The organism is Nocardia cyriacigeorgica GUH-2, from assembly GCF_000284035.1.
GTDB classification, from domain to species: domain Bacteria; phylum Actinomycetota; class Actinomycetes; order Mycobacteriales; family Mycobacteriaceae; genus Nocardia; species Nocardia cyriacigeorgica_B.
The window spans coordinates 1,003,118-1,025,817 of the sequence record NC_016887.1 but is presented as its reverse complement, the minus strand read 5'-3'; the positions used below and the strand labels follow the sequence as shown (position 1 = coordinate 1,025,817).

16 protein-coding genes are annotated in these 22,700 nt (G+C 62.9%); 12 read left to right on the top strand and 4 right to left on the bottom strand.

The features are described from left to right. Position 1: 1 nt before the first annotated feature. From NOCYR_RS04550 to NOCYR_RS29060, 11 genes are all read left to right on the top strand, one after another. Positions 2-1,198, top strand: coding sequence for a DUF7373 family lipoprotein (locus NOCYR_RS04550; protein ID WP_048832817.1), 1,197 nt, complete (start codon positions 2-4; stop codon positions 1,196-1,198). Positions 1,199-1,306: 108 nt separating this feature from the next. Next, positions 1,307-2,959, top strand: a complete 1,653-nt coding sequence (locus tag NOCYR_RS04545; protein ID WP_014349180.1) for a serine/threonine-protein kinase — start codon at positions 1,307-1,309, stop codon at positions 2,957-2,959. A 164-nt stretch (positions 2,960-3,123) separates the two neighbouring features. Then, positions 3,124-4,215, top strand: coding sequence for a DUF7373 family lipoprotein (locus NOCYR_RS04540; protein ID WP_014349179.1), 1,092 nt, complete (start codon positions 3,124-3,126; stop codon positions 4,213-4,215). Continuing rightward, positions 4,212-5,474: a DUF7373 family lipoprotein gene (locus NOCYR_RS04535; protein WP_419538296.1), complete on the top strand. Its 1,263-nt coding sequence runs from the start codon at positions 4,212-4,214 to the stop codon at positions 5,472-5,474. Before NOCYR_RS04540 ends, NOCYR_RS04535 begins: the two co-directional genes overlap by 4 nt. 113 nt (positions 5,475-5,587) lie before the next feature. Continuing rightward, positions 5,588-6,808, top strand: coding sequence for a DUF7373 family lipoprotein (locus NOCYR_RS04530; protein ID WP_014349177.1), 1,221 nt, complete (start codon positions 5,588-5,590; stop codon positions 6,806-6,808). Positions 6,809-6,816: 8 nt separating this feature from the next. Continuing rightward, entirely contained in the window at positions 6,817-8,067 is a 1,251-nt protein-coding gene (locus NOCYR_RS04525; protein WP_148280527.1) for a DUF7373 family lipoprotein, read from the top strand. Positions 8,068-8,072: 5 nt separating this feature from the next. Continuing rightward, a complete protein-coding gene (locus NOCYR_RS04520; protein WP_048832813.1) occupies positions 8,073-9,281 on the top strand; it encodes a DUF7373 family lipoprotein in 1,209 nt (402 codons plus the stop codon). Between the two features lie 76 nt (positions 9,282-9,357). Further along, positions 9,358-10,905, top strand: a complete 1,548-nt coding sequence (locus NOCYR_RS04515; RefSeq protein WP_014349174.1) for a serine/threonine-protein kinase — start codon at positions 9,358-9,360, stop codon at positions 10,903-10,905. 3 nt (positions 10,906-10,908) lie between these two features. After that, positions 10,909-12,165: a DUF7373 family lipoprotein gene (locus NOCYR_RS28140; protein WP_231856087.1), complete on the top strand. Its 1,257-nt coding sequence runs from the start codon at positions 10,909-10,911 to the stop codon at positions 12,163-12,165. A 126-nt stretch (positions 12,166-12,291) separates the two neighbouring features. Further along, positions 12,292-13,413 (top strand): DUF7373 family lipoprotein, encoded by a 1,122-nt coding sequence (locus tag NOCYR_RS04510; RefSeq protein WP_048832811.1) that lies wholly within the window; start codon positions 12,292-12,294, stop codon positions 13,411-13,413. Positions 13,414-13,444: 31 nt separating this feature from the next. Then, positions 13,445-14,638: a DUF7373 family lipoprotein gene (locus NOCYR_RS29060; RefSeq protein WP_148280526.1), complete on the top strand. Its 1,194-nt coding sequence runs from the start codon at positions 13,445-13,447 to the stop codon at positions 14,636-14,638. A gap of 114 nt (positions 14,639-14,752) precedes the next feature. Here NOCYR_RS29060 and NOCYR_RS04500 read toward each other — a convergent pair whose 3' ends face one another. The 4 genes from NOCYR_RS04500 to eccCa form a co-directional block, all read right to left on the bottom strand. After that, a complete protein-coding gene (locus tag NOCYR_RS04500) occupies positions 14,753-15,040 on the bottom strand; it encodes a WXG100 family type VII secretion target (RefSeq protein ID WP_014349170.1) in 288 nt (95 codons plus the stop codon). Positions 15,041-15,072: 32 nt separating this feature from the next. Continuing rightward, positions 15,073-15,417, bottom strand: coding sequence for a WXG100 family type VII secretion target (locus NOCYR_RS29615; RefSeq protein WP_014349169.1), 345 nt, complete (start codon positions 15,415-15,417; stop codon positions 15,073-15,075). A gap of 124 nt (positions 15,418-15,541) precedes the next feature. After that, a complete protein-coding gene (locus tag NOCYR_RS04490) occupies positions 15,542-17,002 on the bottom strand; it encodes a type VII secretion-associated protein (protein WP_014349168.1) in 1,461 nt (486 codons plus the stop codon). Continuing rightward, a complete protein-coding gene (gene eccCa / locus NOCYR_RS04485; protein ID WP_048832806.1) occupies positions 16,999-21,036 on the bottom strand; it encodes a type VII secretion protein EccCa in 4,038 nt (1,345 codons plus the stop codon). Before eccCa ends, NOCYR_RS04490 begins: the two co-directional genes overlap by 4 nt. 173 nt (positions 21,037-21,209) lie before the next feature. On the opposite strand from eccCa, the gene eccD reads away from it, so the two are divergent. Next, positions 21,210-22,676 (top strand): type VII secretion integral membrane protein EccD, encoded by a 1,467-nt coding sequence (eccD, locus tag NOCYR_RS04480; RefSeq protein ID WP_014349166.1) that lies wholly within the window; start codon positions 21,210-21,212, stop codon positions 22,674-22,676. Positions 22,677-22,700 lie beyond the last annotated feature (24 nt).

The following is a 22,700-nucleotide window of genomic DNA, read 5'->3' as shown; positions in this document are numbered from 1 at the left end:
CATGAGGACATCCATCGTCCGGTGTGCCGCGCTGGCCGTGGCCGCGGCCACCGTACTGACCGGCTGCTCCGACGTCTCGGGGACAGCGGTTCCCGGCGAGCCCGATGTCCGGGGCCTGGATATCGGCAGCTACCCCGTCACCCCGCTCGATATGCGGTGGGAGTACATGAACAACCTGATCGGCGGCACCGAGCTGGCCATCATGCGGCTGTCCGACAGCGTCATCAACGGGATCGATATCGACCCCAAGCTGAAGTACAACCGCGGTGTCAAGGGCTTCGAAGACGCCCAGGCCGCCACCGAGCTGCTCGCCGACGTCAACGGTCCGGTGCTGGAACGGCACAAGTTCATGTTCGGCATCGGCATCACCTCTGCCGACCGCGCCAAACGAGACAAGTCGATCGGCGAAACCGCGGTCACCATCGGTGTCCTGCAATTCCCGGACGAGGCGACGGCCAAGACCGCGGCCCGCGAGCTGGACCAGACCGATTTCGCGGTCGCGCCAGACCAGAACAAAGCGGTCGCGTTGAAGAAGTACCCCGACGCTCACTCCCATTGGCGCCCGGGCATTGCCTCGCTCGGCACCACCATGGCCGTCGGCAGCTATGTGCTCACCATGCTGATCACTTGGCCGAGCCCCGACCTGGACTCGCTGACGAGTCTGGCCGAGAAGACCTACGGCATCCAGGTTCCGCTGCTGAAGCAACTGCCCGCGCTGTCCAAGCGTGAGGTGCTCGAGCTGCCGTTCGATCCCGACGGGATGCTCCGGCGCACCCTGACCTCCGAGGAATTCTTCTTCTCACCGGACGCCGGCGCCGTCGGGACCTATAAGCCACGGGGCGTGCTGCACTGGGTCGGCGAGCCGACCGAGGTGCAGCAGGCGATGCAGGACAGCGGCGTCGACAGCATTGCCCTCGCCGACGAGACCTACCTGTGGCGCACCAAGGACGCCGAGGCGGCGGCGAAGTTCGCCGGCACTCGGCTGACGGCGAGCCGCTGGACCGAGATCGATGCGCCGAAAGACGTCCCGGGCGCCCGGTGCAGTGAGGACGCCAACCCCAACGACTCCGACCAGAAATACGTCTGCATCGTCCTCTACGACCGCTATGTCGCCCAGGTGCAGAGCGGCCAGCCGGTCGATGTCCGCCAGCGCGCCGCCGCGCAGTACGCCCTGCTCGCCAACAGCCAGTACCAGTAGCCCACCACCGACCGACGGGCCGGCACCCACGCCGCCCACTATGCTCCGAAGGACACCCCACCCAGCCGGCACCCCGATGCCGGACCAGCCAGGACAGGAGACCGCGAGATGGCGATGAGCCCCGGCACCATCGTGGGCGGATATCGCATCCAGCGTGTGCTCGGCGCGGGTGGGATGGGCACGGTCTATCTGGCCAAGCATCCGAGCCTGCCCCGGATGGACGCGCTGAAGGTGCTCAGCGGACACCTCAGCGCCGACAACGAATTCCGGGCCCGCTTCGAACGCGAGGCCAACCTCGCCGCCGGGCTGGATCACCCGAACATCGTGTCGGTCTACAACCGCGGCGAGGAAAACGGCCAGCTGTGGATCGCGATGCAGTACGTCGACGGCACCGACGCCGCCGCCGAACTCGAGCGCGATCCGCGCTCGATGACGCCGCAGCGTGCCCTGCGCATCGTCACCGAGGTCGGTAAAGGGCTGGACTACGCGCACCGCCGCGGCCTGCTGCACCGCGACGTCAAACCCGCGAACTTCCTGCTGTCGGCCGAGCAGGACGAAGAAGAACGCGTCCTGCTCACCGACTTCGGCGTCGCCAAATCCTCCGAAGACACCACCGATCTCACCCAGACCGGCAGCTTCGTCGCCACCATCGCCTACGCCCCACCAGAGCAGCTCGCCGGCGGCCGCCTCGACCACCGCGCCGACATCTACAGCCTGGCCTGCGCCTTCTACAAACTGCTCACCGGCCAGAACCCGTACCCGGCCACCCAACCGGCCATGGTGATGATGGGCCACCTGCACGAACCACCCCCGCGCGCAACCGCCGTCAACCGCAACCTGCCCCCCGCGATCGACCAGGTCTTCGCCCGCGCCCTGGCCAAGAACCCGGCCGAACGCTTCAACACCTGCCGCGAATTCACCGACGCCGCAACCCAAGTCCTCACCGGCTCCATCCCCCACGCCCCCGGCCCCGCCTACACCTCCGGCAGCCACCAGTACCCCACCGGCACCATCGGCTACACCTCGGGCCCGCACGCCCAGGAACCCAGCTGGCCCCGGTACGCGGTCAACACGACAGCGGAACAGACCCGTCCGCCGACCGATCCGCGCGCACATATGTCAGCGCCCAACCAGTCACTCCCCACGTCCTCCACTCCCGCCGCTCCCGGCCGCAAACGACGCGGCGTACTCGCGGCGGCAGCCGCCGTGGTCGTAGTCGTCCTCGCCGCCGGCATCGGGATCTGGGCACTCAGCGGCGGCGATACTCCGGCCGGCCCGTCGGAAACATCGACAACCGCAGCCGCCCCCGGCTCCATCGAGGAAGCGCGCCAGAACAATCCGGCGTTCGAGGGCAAGTCCGTTACCGTTGTCGACGTCAGCGGCGGCAAGGCCTACGACAACCAGCTCGCCATGTACCTCACCCCGAGCGACCAGGCGAAATTCCTCCAAGACCTCGGTTTCGCTTTCAACCCCGCATTCACCAACTCGGGCAACGAGCCCTCCCCCCGTCCGGTCACCAAGGACGACCGCTACACCACATTCTCGAAGATCAACTCCGGCTACCTCATCGCCATCCGCAGTGATGAAGGAGCGGGCGGCGGCGGCCTTTCCGGCCTCAACCCCTACATCACCGACGTGACCGCGACCGTGATAGTCGTCGACGACCCCGCCACCGTCAACGCCTTCCGGAACTGGACGTCGTCGAGCCAGCCCTTGCTGCTGCAAAAGCTCGTTCCGATCCTGCGTGCGCAGGTGAAATAGCAGCTGCGAGGACGTTCGGCCGAAGTGGGAATCCTGTGATGCACCTGGCAAGTTCGCGTAGCGCCAAGGCTGCGTGGTCCGTCCTGCTGACCACGATGGCGATAGTCGGGACGGCTGGGTGCGGTCGAGAAGACGCCCAGCCGGCACCGGCGGCCCCCGAGCCGATGGTCGATATCGCGCAACTCGACACCGGAAGCTTTCCGACCCAACCGCGCATCCTCGACAAGCCCGTGACCATCGAACACGCCCGGCTGGTCGAAGCCCAGCGGCTCGGCAATCACCTGCCGCCGCCGATCGCGACCGATCCGATTTTCGTCCATAACGACGGCATGTGGGTCAACGCCTTCATCGATCCCGAGCCGTTGGGAAAGACGATGGCTACCGACCGTTTTCACGAGGCCGCACCTGATTTCATCGGTGGGTTTCTGACCACAGCGGGCAGCGAACCCGACAACGGCGGCATCGACATCATGAATGCGGCGTTGCTGTTCCCGTCGGAACAATCGGCCGAGCGTGCCGCGGCGGAACTGGAGCGGGTCGACTTCGAATTCACCGACCGGAACCGACGGGTCGAGATTCCGAACTACCCCAACGCTCGCGCACACTGGCAGCCGGAAGGTAGCCAGTCGATCGGATCGTGGCTCGCCGTGGGGCCCGTCGTGATCTTCACCTGGATCTACGACTACAAACTCAGCTTCGTGGAACGTCACGATCTCGCGGGACTGCAGGGATTGGTCGAGAAAAACTTGGACGTGGTCGTCCCAGCCATTTCCGCCTTCGAGCCGACGCCGCCCGATCGGCTGATGGAGGTCGACGTCGACCCGGATGGCATTCTCGGACGCACCCTGCCGGGCACCACCAGCGAGGGAACCCAGCAATCCCCCGGTGTGTTCAACGGCATCGCGGCCGTGCACTTCGCGGTCGCCATGGGCGAGCTGAAACAGTTGATCGACGAGAACGGCGTCGACAGATATGCGTTCGATGGTTCCCGCGTGTTCCGTGCCAAAGATTCCGAGAGTGCCCGGAACGTGAGCGCCCACCTCACGGAGCTATCGCGCAAATATCGGAGCGCCGCCCCTCCGAAGAACCTCCCGCAAGCCCATTGCATCGAATACATCGGTCGGGAGATGTTCGCGTTCCGCTTCTACTGCTCGGTGTCGCGTGGCCAATACGGGGCGCATACCTGGTCGTCACAGCTCCTAGACGCCCAGCAGCGGATCTCGGCGCAATACGCATTATTGGCGAATGCAGAATGATGAACACATTCAACGGCTCCTCGAGGCTCCGGCGAGCCGCCACCGCGGTGGTCCTCGGACTTCTCGGCACCACCGTCCTCGGCTGCGGCGACATCGTCAGCGGGACCTCCGTCCCGGCCGAGATCGATGTCCGCAACCTCGACACCGGTACCTACCCGACCCTGCCCGTAGACGCGCATGACGACCCGATCCGAGCGCCGTTCTACGACATGAGGCAGGTCGCGGGCATGCGTCTGGCCGACTACACCGCGACCGCGGACGAGATCGACCCAGCGTTGAAATACACCCTCGAAAGCGACGTATCGTTCGACCCGATAGACACAGAATTCGAGGAGATCGGCACAGATCTCGGGGAGATCGCGCAGAGCAACCACTACCTCTACGCATTCACCTCCGGGGGCAGCAGCGCGCCCGTCTACATCGATCAGTCATCCGGGCGATGGCCCATCAAGCGCGACCGTGGCGCGACCTCACTCACCAGCCTGATACTGCAATTTCCCGACGACGCTGCGGCCGAGCGGGCGGCGACCCAGATCCATGATCGCGATCTCGCGAAATTCGTCGAAAAGAACAAGCCGGTCACGCTGGCGAAGTACCCCGGCGCACGCAGCCATTGGAACCCCGAATCCCCGTTCCTGAGATCGACGATCGCGCACGGCTCTTATGTTGTCGTCTACCAGGTTTCGACCCCGACCAACGATCTCGGCGCCCTGTCGAGCCTGACGGAGCGGGCTTACGACGTCCAGTTGCCGCTACTGGATCAGTTGCCGCCGATCACCGATATCCAAGTGCTCTCGCTACCGTGGGATACGGATCGACTGGTGGTCCGTGCGATGGACCCGTCGAACACCGGCAAACCGTCCCTCGGCGACACAACCTTGAACGTCGGGTTGCGCGGTCAGCTCCATGTCGCACCCGATCGGATGACAGCCCGCACCAGCTATACCGCCATGAGTGCCACCCGGTTCGGCACCGCCGGTGAATCCATCGTCGTCCGCACCGAAAGCTACGATTCCGCGCGGAAGGCTGTCACCGACAAGCTGTTTCCGTTCGCCACCGTCCGAGCCGCCGACCCGGTCCCGAATATTCCGGATTCGGCCTGCGCGGTAACGGCGGAAAAGTTCGGGCACGCGAGATTCGAAAGATTTGTCTGCGTGGTCGCCTACCACAACTACGTAGGGATTGTGAACAGCGACCAATTGATCGACGTGCACCAACGAGCCGCGGCGCAATACTCCATTCTGGCGAACGGCCGATGACGACCGATCCAGGCCAAACCGAGCAAGCAATGGACCGTCCACCCTCCCACAGCGCCCGGACTTGCCTGCCCTTGTAGGATTCGACCGGACCTACGACCACCAAGGGGGAGGGCATGATCCATGCTGCGCGATCCACACTGATCAGATCGATCGGCGCCGTGGCAATGTCAGGAGCACTGGCCGTAGCACTCGGCGCATGCGGGGGCAGCGAGGTCGAGGGCAAGGCAGCCGGCGCGAAACCCGACCTGTCCAACCTCGACGTCGGCAACTATCAGGCCGAACCGGTTGAGCTCGGGAACGCCAAGAACGATAAGCAAGCCCGAATCCGCGAATCCCAGCGGCTCGCCGACTACGTGGCACTCCCGTTCGAGATCGATCCTGCCTTCGTCGAGCATGACCCGGGCCGCGGGTTCACCTCCAACGTCGTCCTCGATAACGACGCCATGGCGGATCTGGTCATCAACGATACATTCGACGAAGTCGCCGAGGACATCGTTGCGGGGTGGATCAACTCATGGACAACTACCGCATCCGGTGACGAGCCCGCGCGTGATCTGCACATCGCGGTGATGATGTTCCCGGACGCGCGAACGGCCGAAGACGTCGCCGCCACCCTGGAGCATGACGACTTCACCTACAACACGCAGAACGAGCCGGTCGCGCTTCCGAAATACCCGGCTACCAAATCACATTGGCGACCCGGAATCTCGTCGATCGGAAGCTGGACCAGCCACGATCAGTTCGTCGTTTTCGTGAAGTATGTGGATGAAACATCCGCGCCGCACCTGCCGAACCTGACAGCTCAGGTGGAGCGGGTGCTGGACTATCAACTCCCATTGCTCGAAAAGTTCGAACCGACGCCCGCCGCCGATCTCGACCGCATCGCACTCGACCCCGATAAACTCCTGGGCAGGACGCTGCCCACCGACCCGGAAACCGCGACAAGCCCGACGCCCAGCGGCGTGTACCAAGGCCGCGGCGCATTCCATGCGTTGACCTTCTCCACTATGGATTTCATCCAAGAGAACGGCGTCGAGGCAATCGCGGTCGGCGAATCCATCGTTTTTCGCACGCGCGAGGTCGAGGGCGCCCAGCGACTCTGGAACACCTGGAAACCGTCCGCGGACGAGGATGGGCCCGGCCGAGCAGCAGAAGCACCCAAGGGTGTCGAAGGGTCGGTCGAGTGCTACACGCGCACCAGCGAGGAAGGTGCGGATCTCGGATCCTACTGTGTCCTGCAGACGGGCCGGTACGTCAGCTACGTCGCGTCCCCCCAGATTCAAGACTTGCACCAGCGAGTCGCAGCTCAGTACGCGATGCTGGTCAGCGAATAGGTAAGTCGATGTTCACACAGAAGCTCGGAAACAAGGCCGGACGAAGTCTCCTTTGCACGTCTGCTGCGGCCCTGACCCTTGCGATGACTGTCACGGGCTGCGGCTCCGCGATTGATGGCAAGCCGATACCCGGGATGACGCCAGTCCAGTTGGACCAACTCGATTACGGTGACTTCATCAAGGAACCGTCCGATTACGAGCCGAGAACAGCCCTGATGCCTGCCGATGTCTTCAACATCGAGGCGCGACGCATGCTCGACTATCTGATCTCTCCGTATCAGGTCGATCCAGTCTTGCAACATCTGGAACACACCAAGTTGCTGGGTCAACGGGGCGCGATCTTCAGCGACTCCGTCACGGGAATTCTTCCGGCCGCCTTCGAACCGATCGCAAAGCGGAACTTCTTCTTCACCGGCGTCTCGACTCAACGATCGAACCTGAGCCTCCGGAAACGGGAGTCGCTGTCGGTTGCCATCATGCGGTTCGGGTCAGACGCCCTGGCGCAATCAGCGGCGAACGAGTTCGACGCCGCCTTGGGGCAGATGGTTCCCGAGCGGAAGAAGCTCTCAATTCCGGGGCATGACAAGGTAGTGGCCTCCGCAAGAGACGATTCCAAGGGCTGGGCCTTCGCGGTTGGTGGTCCGTATGTCATCGTCAGCTCCGCCGTCTCGTCGGCGGGGCAGCCGAGCGCTCTGCCCGAACGGTTCGCCAAATTGTTCGACCTTCAGCTGAAGACCCTGGAATCGCTCAAACCAACACCACCGAACGACATTCTGGACCTTCCTCAGAACCCCGAGGGCATCCTGCGGCTGCCGGTGAAGCCATCGATGCTTGCGACCGACTCATTCAGTACGAGCTCGGATTACGTCGGCGTGTATGGGACTGCCGGCTTCTCCCACTTCGCGACCGATGCCAAAGAACTCGGCAGCGCGATCACCGACGCAGGCGTAGACCTCATCGCGCATGTCGATGGCACATTGTTCAGAACGCGAGACCTGGAGGCCGCGTTCAAGTTACAGACCGCGCTCGCGGCGCTGGGCAAGGACGACGAGGAGATTCCGCCACCGCCGGGCATCGCCGACGCCCGGTGCATCAAACGCGACGAGCCGCACCCGGTGTTCAACAGCGAGTTCGAATGCGTCTTGGTGTACGACCGGTATGTCGCCGTACTACGAAGTGGGGGCATGGGAACCAGGCTGGATCCCGTGTTGTACAGGCGAACCGCTGCCCAGCTGTCGATCCTCGCGCAGGTCAGGTGAATGGGATGAATCATCGAATGGCGCGGACGGGTCTGATCTACGCCTCCGCCGCATTGCTGGCCTTGCTACCGATCTCCGCATGTAGCGACGCGAACGATAAGGCGGGCACCAAATCTGTCGACACCACTGCACTCCAGCCCGGCAGCTATCCCACTGAACCTCGAAACGTCGACGACCGGAAGCTCGCCAAATCGACGTCGATCCGTGAGGCGGTTCGGCTCGCCGAATCCATGCCGCTGGCCATGGAGGTGGACAAACAGTACGTCTACAACCAGTCATCCTCGGGAAAGGTCTACGCACCGGAACAGCCGCCTCAGCAAGGCGACAGTGTATGGGTCGAGAACTTCGGTACTGTCATCCCCGGGCTCGTGGTCGGGTGGACCTCGAATGCGCAACAGCGCGAAGAGTTCGCGCTCGGCCGAAACATCGATCAGACCGTGCTCAGATTCTCGAAACCTGATCAGGCCGAGCACGCAGCGAAAGTGCTGTCCGAGGACAACCGCAAAAGCAGTCCAGCCAAACGAGATGTCCGTATTCCGGGTCACGATGCCGCAATCAGCTACGTGACCGAACAGGATTCGGTGGCCACCTGGATGGCCCACGAAGATCTGATGATCTACACCTTCGTCACGCCAGGCTTGGAAGTGCCACCGGACGTCGATTATGCGATCGGCATGACCAAAACCGCTTTGGACAAGAACATCGAGATGCTCGCTGGCTACAACCGAACCCCCACCGCGGAGATCGCTGACCTCCCGGTCGACACCGATGGTCTGCTCGGGCGTACGTTGCCAGTCGAAGATCTGAATGAGAATGGTGCCACCGAGGGGGTGTACCCGCCCCATGCGGCCCTTCACCTGCGTGGCCGCGCGGACGTACTGAAACGCGCATTCGACGATGCCGGTGTCGATCTGATGGCAGACGCCGGCGCACGCGTCTACCGGAGCGCCGACTCGGCAGCGGCCGACCGGCTCGTCGCCGCCCTGGTCGAGCAACTCGACCCTCGATACGAGGCAACCGATGCACCTGCCGGCCTGCCCGAGGCCAAGTGCTTCAAGAAGAGCGATCGACGGTCGAGCCGCTTCACGTCGATCCCACAGTTCCAATGTCTGTTCACCAATGATCGATATGTCGCGGTTGTCGATGCAGCACAGATTCAGGACCTGCACCAAAAGGCAGCGGCGCAATACCTGTTGTTGACAGAGGAACGCTGATCGCGACGGGATCGACAGTGATCAGCAACCGCTAGTACGTTTCTGCCTCGAGGGGCATCAGACACAGGAGGTACGAATGCCGTTGCGGCCAGGTGCCGTCGTGGGCGGCTACCGAATACTCCAGGTCCTCGGTAGCGGTGGTATGGGCACGGTCTATCTCGCCCAGAACCCGATCCTGCCGAAACGGGATGCCCTGAAGGTCCTCAGCTCCGACCTGTCGACTGATCCCGAGTTTCGGGCACGCTTCGAACGCGAAGCGAATCTAGCCGCAGGTCTGGATCACCCGAACCTCGTCGCCGTCTACAGCCGCGGAGAAGAGGACGGGCAGCTGTGGATCGCGATGCAGTACGTCGATGGCACAGACGCGTCCGAAGAAGTGGCCAAGGGCCCGGCCGTCATGACGCCGCAGCGGGCACTCCGGATTGTTTCCGAGGTCGGCAAGGGGCTCGACTACGCGCACCGCAAGGGCCTACTGCATCGCGACGTAAAACCGGCGAACTTCTTGCTCTCGCGGGTCGAGGGCGATGATGAAGAACGCGTCTTCCTCACCGACTTCGGCGTGGCGAAGTCGGCTGACGACGGGCAGGATCTGACAGCAACCGGCAACTTCATGGCGACGGTCGCGTATGCACCGCCCGAGCAGTTGGTCGGCGGACAGCTGGACTATCGGGCAGACATCTACAGTCTGGCTTGCTCGTTCTACAAGCTCCTGACCGGCCAGAATCCGTACCCGTCGACGATGCCGGCCGTCGTCATGATGGGCCACCTGCACGAGCCGCCGCCCAACGTGAGCGCGGCGCGGCCGGGTCTGCCGCCGGCACTGGATGCGGTCATCGCCAAAGCGATGGCCAAGTCCCCCGAAGACCGCTACGGAAGTTGCCGCGAGTTCGTCCAGGCCGCCGAAGCCGCCCTGCTCGGGCAGCCTCAGTTTCAAGCGCCACCTTCGGCATACGTGTCAGACCCCAGCCACTACGCCCCGACTGCTCCACAGACCCAGGTTCAGTACGCCCAGCCGGCGCCGCCACCCACTGATCCGACAGGCCAGCGCATCGCCGCGACGGTTCCGAATTCTCGAGGACGACGCGAACGCAGAATCACCGGGAAACTTGTGGCATCGGCTGTCGCAGTGGTCGCGCTCATTGCTATTGCTGCCGGCACCTATTTCGCCATCGGAAACCCTGGCGCGGACGCAGGCCCCGGGCTGGCACAGGTCCGGACCGACCATCCTGAGTTCGCAGACAAAACGGTTGCGGCATTCAACATCGCCGACTCATCGATATCGGTCGTGCTCGATGGCTCGGACCAAGCAAGGTTCCTGCAAGACATCGGGTTTCGGTACAGCAAGGACTACCAGCCAGTCGGCGATGAGAAGTCACCGCGAGATCTGGCCGTTTCGTCATTCCAAGTCGACGGCAAAGTTGATGTCGTCCTGGCATTCCGCACAGACACTCTTGCAGGCGGTGGCGGTTTGCGCGGACTACCGCCTGGGCTGCTGGCATCCAACGCGACGATCGTGGTCATTGATGATCCTGCGGCAATTCAGGCATTCCGGGTGTGGACCGACCAGTCACAGGAACGACTAATAGAAACCACAGTCCCGACAATATCTAAGGTGCTGAAGTGAGTGATGTTCGACTCCGTTCGAAGCAATCCTGAGAAGAAGGCCAAGCCAAGCACGGGCCGAGGCACTACATCCGCAGTAACGTATGCGATCGGCGCTCTCACGATGTCGGTAACACTCGCCGTTGCACTCGGAGCGTGCGCGGGGAGCGAGCCGATCCACGACAAAGCGGACCTCGCACATCTCGATGTGGGCAACTACCAGGCCGAGCCAATCGAGCTCGGGAATGCCAGAAACGAAAAGCAAGCGTTCATCCGTGAGTCACAGCGCCTAGCAGATTTCGTTTTACTGCCCTTCGAGATAGATCCGGCCTACGTGCAACACGACCCCGCTCGGGGAATGAAGAGCAATGTAGTGGAAAATAGCAAGGCTCTTTCAGATCTCGTAATCAATGACACATTCGACGACCTCACCGATAATCTTGTTGCAGGCTGGATGAATTCATGGACGACCGCAGGCGATGTCAGTGAACCGCGACGTACGCTGCATGTAGCAGTCATGATGTTCTCGGATGCGGAAACTGCATCTCGCGTCGGCCCAGCACTTGAATACGACGACTTCACGTACAACATTGAGAACGAGTCGGTCGCCATTCCGAGGTACCCGAATACCAAGGCGCATTGGCGCCCAGGTATTTCCTCCATCGGTAGCTGGACGAGCCATGGTCGATACGTCATCTTCCTCAAATACGTCGACGGAATCGCAGAACCGGACCTGACTCCGCTGGTTACACAGACCGAACGTGCGCTCGACGCCCAGATCCCGTTGCTCGAACAATTCGATCCCACACCACCCGAGTCGCGGACCACGGTTCCTCTCGACCCCGATAGAATTCTCGCGCGAACCCTTCCTCGTGGCGCCGCCGGATTTTCCTCCCTCGTCACGCCGAGTGGCGCATACCGCGGCCGAGGCGCGTTCCACACCTTGACACTACACACGCTCGAATTCCTCGACAGCGCTCAAATACAAGCCATCGGGGTCGGCGACAGCCTCGTCTTCCGGGCAGGCACCGAGGACCAAGCCAGGGAACTATGGAACAAATGGAAACCATCTGTCGAAGAGTCGGGACCCGGCAGAGTAACTGATCCACCGCAAATCGGCGGAAATGTCGAGTGCTACACCTACCTGACCGACGCCGGAGAACCTGCGGGCAGTCACTGCGTGGTCCAGGCCGGCCAGTATGTCGCCCAAGTGTCATCGCCGCACATTCAGGACTTGCACCAAAAAGCGGCAGCGCAATATGCCCTACTGGTCAGCGAATAGAGGATCTGTATGAAGAAGTCCGCTGAGAATGCGCGACGTGCCGCCATAGTATGGTCCGCAATCTTTGCTCTCAGTTCGGTGTTGGCAAGTTGCGGTGACTCGGTCCAAGGTAAAGCACTTCCAAGAATGTCGACCGTTGAACTCGAGAAACTAGATTTCGGCATCTTCCCGCCGGAGGCACACGATTATGTCTTCACAACGCGCAGAACCAGCGCCGACGTCTACAGGATCGAGTCGCGCCGAATGCTCAGCTACTTGGTGTCGCCGTTCGAGGTTGACGAGGACATGTCGATACTCGAGAGCACTCGGTTGTTGGACGTCAGTCCGTCGACGTTCGACGATGACGTTCTGCCCACAGCGTTCGAGCCGATTGCACAGCAACATCACATGTTCGCCGGCGTGTCGACCCGGCGTTCCAATGGCAGCCTGCGGGCACACAAGGGGATGTCGATCGCAATCCTCAGGTTCCCGTCCGACTCTGCGGCACAAGCAGCCGCAGACGGCTTCGAACGCATCCTGGACGACACCGCTCCCGAACGGAGGCCTCTGACGATCCCCGGCCATGCCGACGCCAAAGGATCGGCACGAGATTCGAAGGGTTATCTTTTTCAGAGTTCGGGCCCATATGTGATCGTAAGCTCACTAACATGGCCCGAGCCCGATCACCAGGCAATCGCGCAAACGCTGGCTTCGATGCTCGACCAACAGGTACCGAAGGTTGTGGCCTTGAAGCCGACGGCACCAGAGGACATACTGGATCTCCCCACCAACCCCGAGGGGATTCTAAGGCTTGCGGTCAAGTCGCCGAAGACGTCCGCGACTGACCTCTCGAGCCAGAACGCCGCCTTCAAAGGCGGGGTCTTCGATGCGGCTGGTGCACGGCATTTTAACGTCGACGCAGTCCGCCTGGAGAATGTACTGACAGAAACGGGCGTCGATCTGGTTGCCCACGTCGAGGGCACCCTCTATCGAACAAGGGACCTCGAAGCTGCATTCCACCTCCAGTCCACGCTCGCCGAGCTGGGTGAACTGGACCATGAGATTCCTGGCCCCCCTGGCATTTCCGACGCGCGCTGCGTCAGTCGTGACCAGTATGATCCAGTCTTCGATACCAGGACCGAGTGCGTAATCGTCCGCGGCCGCTATGTTGCCAGACTCATCTCATGGGGAGCAGCCGGAGGACGGATCGACCCCCTCCTGTACCAGCGAACAGCAGCTCAGTACGCAATTCTTGCCAAGGTGGAGTGATTCAAGGATGAAGGTCGTTTCCTCGCGTATCATGACTGCCGTACTGACATTGGGCATTTCGGTCTCCCTTATCAGCGGTTGCGCCGACACCAGTGTCAAAAATCCCTCCGCTGAAGTCGATATTTCTCGGCTCGATGCAGGAAATTACCCTACAAAACCTCAAAGTGCCTCCAGCCTGGGGTCTTCATTCGCCGGCGTGAACCGTGAAGCGGCGCGCCTTGCCGAGCATGTACCGCTCATCATGGATATCGATCGGCGCCTCGTCTTCAACCAGACGAATGTTCAGGGGCGCCGGTATACGCAGCAACAGCCTCCGACCCACCGGGAAGGGATTAGCACGATTGAGAATTTCAATGAGGCTGTGCCGGGCCTAGTGGTCGGATGGGGAACTGGTGGGCAGCGACGAGAAGAACGTAGTCTGGGCGCAAGTGTCAACCTTCGGCTACTGCGTTTCCAGACCGCTGCCCAAGCGACCCATGCCTTCCGCATCCTTCCCGATGCCTACGTGGAAAAGAATTCTGAATCCAAGTCGATCGATATTCCCTTGTATTCAGATGCGCGCAGCTATGCGACGCCGTTCGGTTCAGTGAATACCTGGTACAGGCGCGACAACTACCTAATTTACATCTCCTGCGCTCCTGGAATCGATCCGACGCACGATCCCGCGCCTGCGGTTGAAATGACCAAGAAAGTGCTCGACAAGCAACTCGAGATGCTGACGGGCTATCAGCCGACACCGGTGGAGGACATCCCGAGGCTTCCCGCCGATATAGACGGCCTCCTAGCACGCACTCTTCCTGTCGAGCAACCCGATCAAGAGTCGCTGGCTGAGGAAGACGTTTACGGCGTCTACCCCGTCAGATCAGGTATACACCTGAGCAGACGATTCGATCTTGACCGGCAGGCGTTTGAAGACGCTGGCGTCGACCTGATTTCGCGTGGCGATTCGTGGGTCTATCGCGCGAAGGATGACAGTGGCGCAGCCAGGCTGGTCGCAGCTCTCATTGCACAGGTGGACTGGCAGTACAAGCCGGCGCCGAGCCCTCCCGGGATGCCCGGCGCCAAGTGCTTCGTGAAGAACGAAGACGATCCGTTTGTTACTACTTTCTTGATGGCACCAACGTGCTACTACACCGTTGGGCGACACGTGGCTGTCGTGGAAGCCGAACAAGTCCAGGCATTACACCAAAAGGCGGCTGCCCAATACCTCCTCCTCGCGAACTAGATTAGCCGCGACAACCGGGCTACTGGCCGGGCAAGACGCTGCGCTCGACGCCCACCACGCAAAACTGCGGTGCCCCAGCTCTATGTGCTGGGGCACCGCAGCCCAGGTACCTGCTTACACCCACTTGGAAGCGGCAGCGGCGTCCGTGCCACTCATGTCGATCGCACCGTCTTCAACGACCTTCGCGATTCGAAGCAACGTATCGCGGAGCTCCTGGTGTGCGGTATTCCACTTGTTCTGGGCGTCGGCGTACGCACCGGAAGCGCCGGACTCCCACGACCCCAGCAGGCCCGCTACGTAGTTCTTAAGCTCTTGATTGGTCTCGTCGAGACGAGCCACTGAGGTCTTCAGATCAGCAGAAAGCTGAATCATCTGACCTTTGTCGTAATTGATAACGTCCATGAGTTCTCCCTATCTCGTTGCTCGGTTCAGATCTAGATCTTCAGGCTGCTGTTCAAGCCAAGACCGTCGCCAAGGCCCGAAGACGCGCCAGTATTCATGATCGCGTCCTGGGCACGCTGCTCTTGCTCGGTGTATCCGACCTGAGTTTCCTTGATCTGGGTGGCAAACTCGTCCAACGCCTGGTTCATCTTGTTGTTGGCGTTCTGGAAATCAGCCATCACCTTGTCGAACGAACCCTTCGCCTGGCCTTCCCAAGCGGTTCTGATTCCCTGGCAAAGAGTCTCGACGTTGTTGATCTCGGCGTCGAGTTGACCTTTCACCGAGTTGATGTGATTGACTGCGGCCTGCATCGCCGCGAGGTCGGACTTAACGACCACTGTTCCTCCTGCTAGTGAGCTGGGTTGAAGCCTTGCGCAGCAAGGCCGAACTACTCCTACATGACGATTAGACGAAAGAAGCGCCCAATCGGTTCCATTGATCTCATGGAAAATCTTGCCGGATTCATGGGATGACTTCCAGCGTGGTTGCGACATCCGCACAGAGTTGTGTTGTCGTGTCTTGCCCCCCTGTCTGATATTGGCACCCGATACCGACCTGGGTGCTGTGTTCGACGATAACATGCCAGTCGACCTGTGAGCCGTCGTCAGGATGTTCGGTGTAGGCCAGGCCAGATCTGCCTCCGAAGACCACGTCCCGTCGAAGTGGGCCCACGGTGCCTGCGGGACGTTGCTTGATCTGAGCCTCTAGGTCGGCTGCGACCTTTTCGTATCCGACGCCCGGGACTACCTGCTTCTGAGTGAGCGTGATTCGCGCTTTCGTCCCGTCCTCAGGGACCAGGTACACCCGGGTTCCGCCTGCCGCCTCGGTGACTCGCCAGCCGACAGGGGCCTCGAACCGAATGTTGCCAATTGTCAGTTGGGCAGGTGCGGCGTTGGTCGTGGTCGCCTTCGCAGCAGTTGTCAGCGTATCGAGTGGCGGCGACGGCTCAACCGTTGACGATTTTGCGACCGATGTCGCGCTACCCGAATCATCCGGTTGGTTCAGTACGGCAGCGACGCCCACACCTGCGACCAATATTGCGGCAACCGCAGCTGCACCAATGTAGACCGGTGCGCGCGAACGCGGTGCGCGAGTGGCTGCTGCTCGCTCACGCAGCGGCTGTAGCCACTCGGTCTGCGGAAGTTGCGGAAGTGCTGCCGCAGCGTAAGGCGTGGCCTCGCTGCTGTTCATGCGAGCTAGATCTGCGCTGGCAACTGTGCGAAGTTCAGTGTCGCCGCCGACTACCTCGGCGATGGCCGATCCGATCAGGTCGAGAAACGCCGGATCGGGCCCGCCGACGACCAGCACGCTGTCGGCCGGCCGGCCAGCCAGCAACCGTTCGACCAGTGCGCGGAACTCGACCAAACCTGGGTTGTCCGGGGAGATCTCGGCGGCAGCCAAGTTCGGCTCATGCTCACATGCCTCGATCACCGGCCCTTGATGGCCGTAAATGATGGATGTCGCGGTTGTAGACAACGGCCCGAACTCGATAACCACCGTGCGGCGATCTCGATTCCTGGTGTCTGCGGCTACCGCTTGTAGTGCTGTGGTATGGATTTCGACCTCGGAGGCGACCCGCAAACCCGCGGTTTCGATGTCGGAACGGCGCCTGGTTCCCCACTCGGTGGGCGCAACGATGGTAAGGCGTTCGCAGGGTGCTGGAACACGCATCTCGGCAAGCGATCTGCCGAACACCGCGGTCATGGCGTCCACTGGTGAGGGCAGGCTCGGCAGGAATGCGATTCGATCGGCAGTCAGCAGCTGCACAACCGAGCATGCCATCGACTGCGGCGCCAAAGGCTCACCAACAACGAGGCTCTTCCCATCACTGCCCGGCACGACAGACGGCGGCATGTCCGCGTGAGTGTTCGAGCTCCGCGCCCACAGGCGCGTTTCGGTAAGAATCAGCTCGACGGCGGTCATGAGATGGGCTGCATCCAGGAGGTCTGGATGAGCTCGATGCCAGACCTGGAGACAAGTGTGCCTCGGCCGGGAGGCATTTCGCTCGGTCGAACGTTTCCGAGCAAGCCACCCTCCTGAGGGCTTCCGCTCATGATAAGACCGGGTGTCGCGAGGTCCCGCAATCGCGCGATCACAGCCTCGTACATAGCACGCGATGCACCACCCGAGCGCCGAGCGATCACCAGATGGAAACCGACATCCTTGGCGTGCGGGAGGAATTCGACTACCGGGGCGATCGGATTGCCAGTCGACGTTATAACCAGGTCATAATCGTCGACGATCAGATAGATATCGGGGCCCGTCCACCACGACCTGTCTCTGAGCTGCTGCGGGGTGATGTTCGGTCCCGGCATGCGCGAGTTGAGCAGTGCACACAGATCCTTGATATTGGCCGCGAGTCCCTGCGCGTTGCTTGCGTACGCGGCCATGCGGTCCGGATCGAAGGCACCGAGCATGGTACGCCGGAAATCGACCATGATGATCGCAGCGTCCTTCTGGTGATTCGATTCGATGATACCTTGGCAGATCCCCCTGAGCAGCGTGGTCTTGCCGGATTCGGTGTCGCCGAAGATGAGGAAATGTGGCTGCTCATCGAAGTTGAGGAATACAGGCGCAAGCTCGGACTCATTGATACCGATGGGGATGCTGGCGTTCTTCCGCCCTTGGGTGAAACCGCCCCAACCTTCGATCGCGGCCAGAAGATCGCCACGGTCCAACTGCTCCGGAAGCATACGAACCCTGGGTGCGTGACGCCCCGGAGTCATCGCCGCGAGCTGCTGGACAGCGTTTGCGACCCCTGTACTAAGATCCTGCGGGTCGGAGCTACCGTCTACCCGGGGTAGCGCCGTCAGCATGTGAAGGCTTTCCGGGGTCATGCCGCGGCCAGGACGCCCCTGCGGAACCAGCGCTGCGACCTTTCGCCCGAAATCGGAGTCCGCGGGATCACCGAGCCGGAGCTCGAGCCGAGTACCGATCTGGTCCTTGAGCGCCGGGCGCGCTTCCATCCAGCGCGACAGAGCGATAACTACGTGGACGCCGTACGACAGACCCTGAACAGCAAGGTTCATGATCGGTTGTTCCAAAGCGTCGAAATCCTGTCGGATCGACCCGAAACCGTCGATTACCAGGAAAGCATCCCCGAAGAGGTCCTCATGCGCACCTGCCGCAGCTGGGCTACTCGCTGGATCCATTGCGCGTAGGCGCCGGAACTCTGCCATCGATTCGATACCGAGCTGGCGGAAACGCAATTCACGCTGGCGAACGATCGTCGTCATCTCGGCGATTGTTCGGCGGACCTTGTCCTGGTCCAGACGGCCCGCCACCGACCCCACATGCGGCATCCCTTCCAGGCTGGCGAGGGTGCCGCCACCGAAGTCGAGGCAATAGAACTGCACTTGTTCGGCGGTGTGGGTCAGCGACATCGACATGATCAGGGTGCGCAGCATGGTCGACTTGCCGGATTGGGGGCCGCCGACGACGGCGACGTTGCCTCGGGAGCCGGACAGGTCGACGACCAAGGGGTCGCGGCGCTGGTCGTAGGGGCGGTCGACGATGCCGATGGGGGCGCGCAGGGTTGCCACGGCGGCGTATTCGCCGGTGAGGATCGAACGCGGGACGAGCTGGTCGAGGGTGGGGGCCTCGTCGAGTGGCGGGAGCCAGATCTCGTGGGCGGGGCGGCCGTGGCCGCGGATGCGCTGGACGAGCATGCCGATGTTGGACAGCTGTTCGCCGTCTTCGCCGGCCTGCGGTTCTGGATCGTCGCTGGGCTCGGGCGGCAGCGGGATGCGGTCGGCGCTGCGGAAATCGACGTGGCCGGCTTCGAACGGCCTTGCGCGCACGTCGATTTCACCGGCCTGGGTGGCGATGGTCATATCGCGCTGGGAACCGCCACCGACGTAGGGGCCGGAGACGTAGGAGGCCTGGAAGCGCACGATCTCGCCGGAGTCGGATTTGAGGTAACCGCCACCGGGGCTGTTGGGCAGGTTGTAGGCGTCGGGAACGCCGAGCACCTGACGGGATTCGTTGGCGGAGAAGGTCTTCAGACCGATGCGGTAGGAGAGGTGGCTTTCCAGACCCTTGAGCTTGCCCTCCTCCAGGCGCTGCGAGGCCAGCAGCAGGTGCACGTGCAGCGAACGGCCCAGGCGGCCGATCATGACGAACAGCTCGGCGAAGTCGGGGTGCTGGGTGAGCAGTTCGGAGAACTCGTCGAGCACGACGAACAGGGCGGGCAGCGGGTCCAGGTCGGCGCCTGCGGCGCGGGCCTTCTCGTATTCGGAGACGTTGGCGAAGTTGCCGGCCTGGCGCAGCACTTCCTGGCGGCGGTTCATCTCACCGGCGAGGGCGTCACGCATACGGTCGACGAGGTCGGCTTCGTCCTCGAGGTTGGTGATGACGGCGGCGACGTGCGGGACGTCGTCGAAACCGAGGAAGGTCGCACCACCCTTGAAGTCGACCAGAACGAGGTTCAGCTGGTCGGGCGAATGGGTGGCCAGCAGGCTGAGCACCAAGGTGCGCAGGAACTCCGACTTACCCGAACCGGTCGCACCGATGCACAGACCGTGCGGGCCCATACCGCTTTCGGCGGCTTCCTTGATGTCGAGGATGACCGGCAGGCCGTCGGCGCCGACACCGAACGGGACGCGCAGGCGCTCGCGGCCGTAGCGGGGACGCCAGGCGTGTTCGGGGTTGAACGTGCCGATATCGCCGAGGTTCATCAGCTGGGCCCAGCTGGAGATGACCTCGGTGTCCTCGACCTCGACGTCGCTGCTGCGCTGGGTCGCGGCCCGGAACGGCGCCAGCCTGCGGGCCACCTGCTGGGCCTGCTCGGGGCTGATCCGGTCGATCATCGCGAAGCGTTCCTGGTTGCCGGTGGCACCGCGGCCGACGCATTCGTCGTTCTCGACGATCATCTTGATACCGCGCGAAACGGCAAGGCGCGGAGCGTATCCGCACAGGTCGATGATGGTGACGCCCTCGTAGCCGGATTCGCGGAGCTGATCTTCCTCCGACTCGAGCAGACCACCGTCGACGACGATGACGATGTGCACCAGGTTGGGGTTGGCCGGCTGGTTACGCGAGTAACGGACCCGGTTGGCCAGCAGCGGCTGCAAGCCGGCGGCGGCCTCACGGATCGAGCTGTAGAACATGCGCTGGGTGCCGATGCCGTCCTGGGCGTCGGGATGCTGCGAATGCGGCAGCCACTTGGTCCAGTCCCACTCGGCGGCGGTGTCCGGGCCGCAGACTACCGCGATCAGCACCTGGTCGGGGCCGTGGAACATGGCCAGCTGCAACAACATCGCGCGGGTCATATCGCGGGCCTGGCCGCGATCACCGTCGAGTGCGATGGTGGCGAAGCCCTTGACCGCGATGGCGGTGGGCAGATCCGGCACTGTGGAATGCGCGCGCACGAAACGGCGCAGCGACACCGCGGCGATTGGTTCCAGCTCTTCGACCGGGCCGGTTTCCGGCGCGATCAGCCGGGTGGCCAGGCGCTGGCCGCCGATGCCGATGCGTGCGTGGCAGAAATCCTTGTCGCCGGCGCGGCGCTCCCACATCCGGCTGGTGCCGGCCAGCATCCAGATCAGGCCTGGCTCGGGGTGGCTCCATTCGACGGCGGCGCGCTGCTGGGTGGCCGTCTCGTCGACGTCTTTACGAACTTGATCGAGGTAACGCAGGTAGTCCTTGCGATCCTCGTTGGCCTCCGCGGCCTTCTGGCCCTTGCCGCCACCCTGGCCCGCGAACATGCCGACCATGGAGAACAGCATCATGACCGGGAACATCATGGTCATCGGGTTCGACATCATGCCGCCACCCTGAGTGAACATCAGGGCCATCATCCCGACCATGCCGATGACCATCACGACCGGCATCAGCTTCATCAGCAGATTGCCCGGTGTCACCCGAGGGATCTCGGGAGGCGGCTGCAGGGTGACCTCGCCACCGGGCGTCCGCGGCATCTCCCGGCGTGCGCGCCGCTGAAACCGGACTGTGCTCATAAGACGAGAATTCCCCCTCTTGGCCTGCGGTGTTCGGGCCTCAGTGTAGAGGCAACCGCCGACATGTCGTACAGTTCGACCAGCATTCTGCTGCCCGGACCCATGGGTTCGCAAGCTCCGCTCGGGCCCGCGGGGTGCGGAAAACACGAGGTAGCGACCGAGTTGGGGGAGCCTTGACGCACGCGCGACTTGACCACATCGAGGAGGAATCCTCACGCGGCATCGTCCGCGCACCGGACCTGACCAGGGTCACCATTCTGGCCAAACATACCCAGGTCGATATGGCCATCCCGGTGGATGTACCGGTCGCTCTGGTGATTCCGAGCGTGGTCGACATGGTCGCCCAGCACAGCCGCACCAACGATTTCGACAATGAGGGTGAACGCTTCGAGCCGGCCGAATGGGTACTCGCCCGCATCGGTCACCCGCCGTTCTCCAATTCGCTGAGCCTCGGCGAGCACGGCGTCCGCGACGGCGAACTGCTGATGCTGGAAAGCGCGGCCCACACCGCGCCGACCCCGCTGTTCGACGACATCATGTACAACGTCGCGATCGCCGACGCCGACCATTTCAAGGGTTGGACGCCGAAAACCGCGCGCATCACCGGCTCGGTCCTGGCGGCGATCACCATGCTCGCCGGATGCGTGGGCCTGCTGGCGGCCCCCGACGCCATGGCGGGCTGGATCACCGGCTCCATCGCCCTCGGTGTGACCATCCTGCTGGTGGTCGCCGGCATGGTGCTGAGCCGGATGTATGGCGACACCGCCACCGCGCTCGTGCTCGGCGGTTGTGCGCTGCCGACCGCTTTCACCTCGGGCATGCTCATCGTTCCCGACCACTACGGCTGGGCAAACTTCCTGCTCGGCTCAGTTTTGCTCGGCGCGACGGCCATCCTGGCCTGGCGCGTCACCGGCGTCGGACTCGGGTTGTTCATCGGTGCGAGCGCGCTCGCGGTCTATGCCGTCCCGGCGGCGCTGGTCGGGTTGCTGACCGATCAGCCGGTGCGCGCGATCGGCGCGGTCGCCGCCGCCCTCGGCCTGGCCGGATTGTCGCTGGCGCCGCGAGTTTCGATGCTGCTGTCGAAACTGCCGCTGCCGCCGGTGCCGTCGCCGGGTACCCCGATCGACCCCACCGAAGACGACCCCGACGATCACCGCGCACTGCCGACCATGGAGGCGCTGCGGGCCAAGTCCGAACGCGCTCGCATGTACCTGAGCGGCCTGGTGTCGGCGACGACCCTGGTCACCGCGGTCGGCGCGCTCGCCGCCACCGACCCCACCGGCGAGGGCTACTACTGGCAGGGCATCGCGCTGGCGCTGGTCTGCGCGGTAGTGCTGATGTTCCGCAGCCGCACCTACGCCGGCGCCGAACAGGCCGTCGTGCTGATCGCGGGCGGTGCGGCGATCGTGCTGATCATGCTGATCGGCATGAGCTTCGTCGCGGAACTGCCGCTGGCGGTGTTCGGTGCCGCGATGGCGATGCTGATCGCCGCGCTGATCCTCGGCATCATCATCCCGAACCAGTCGGCGACCCCGCCGATGCGACGCGCCGTCGAACTGCTCGAGTACGCGTTCGTCGCGGCCGTGTTGCCCCTGGTCTTCTGGGTGGCCTCGCTCTACTCCCTCGTTCGCGGGCTGTGAACGGGCGCCTTCGCGCCACGGCCG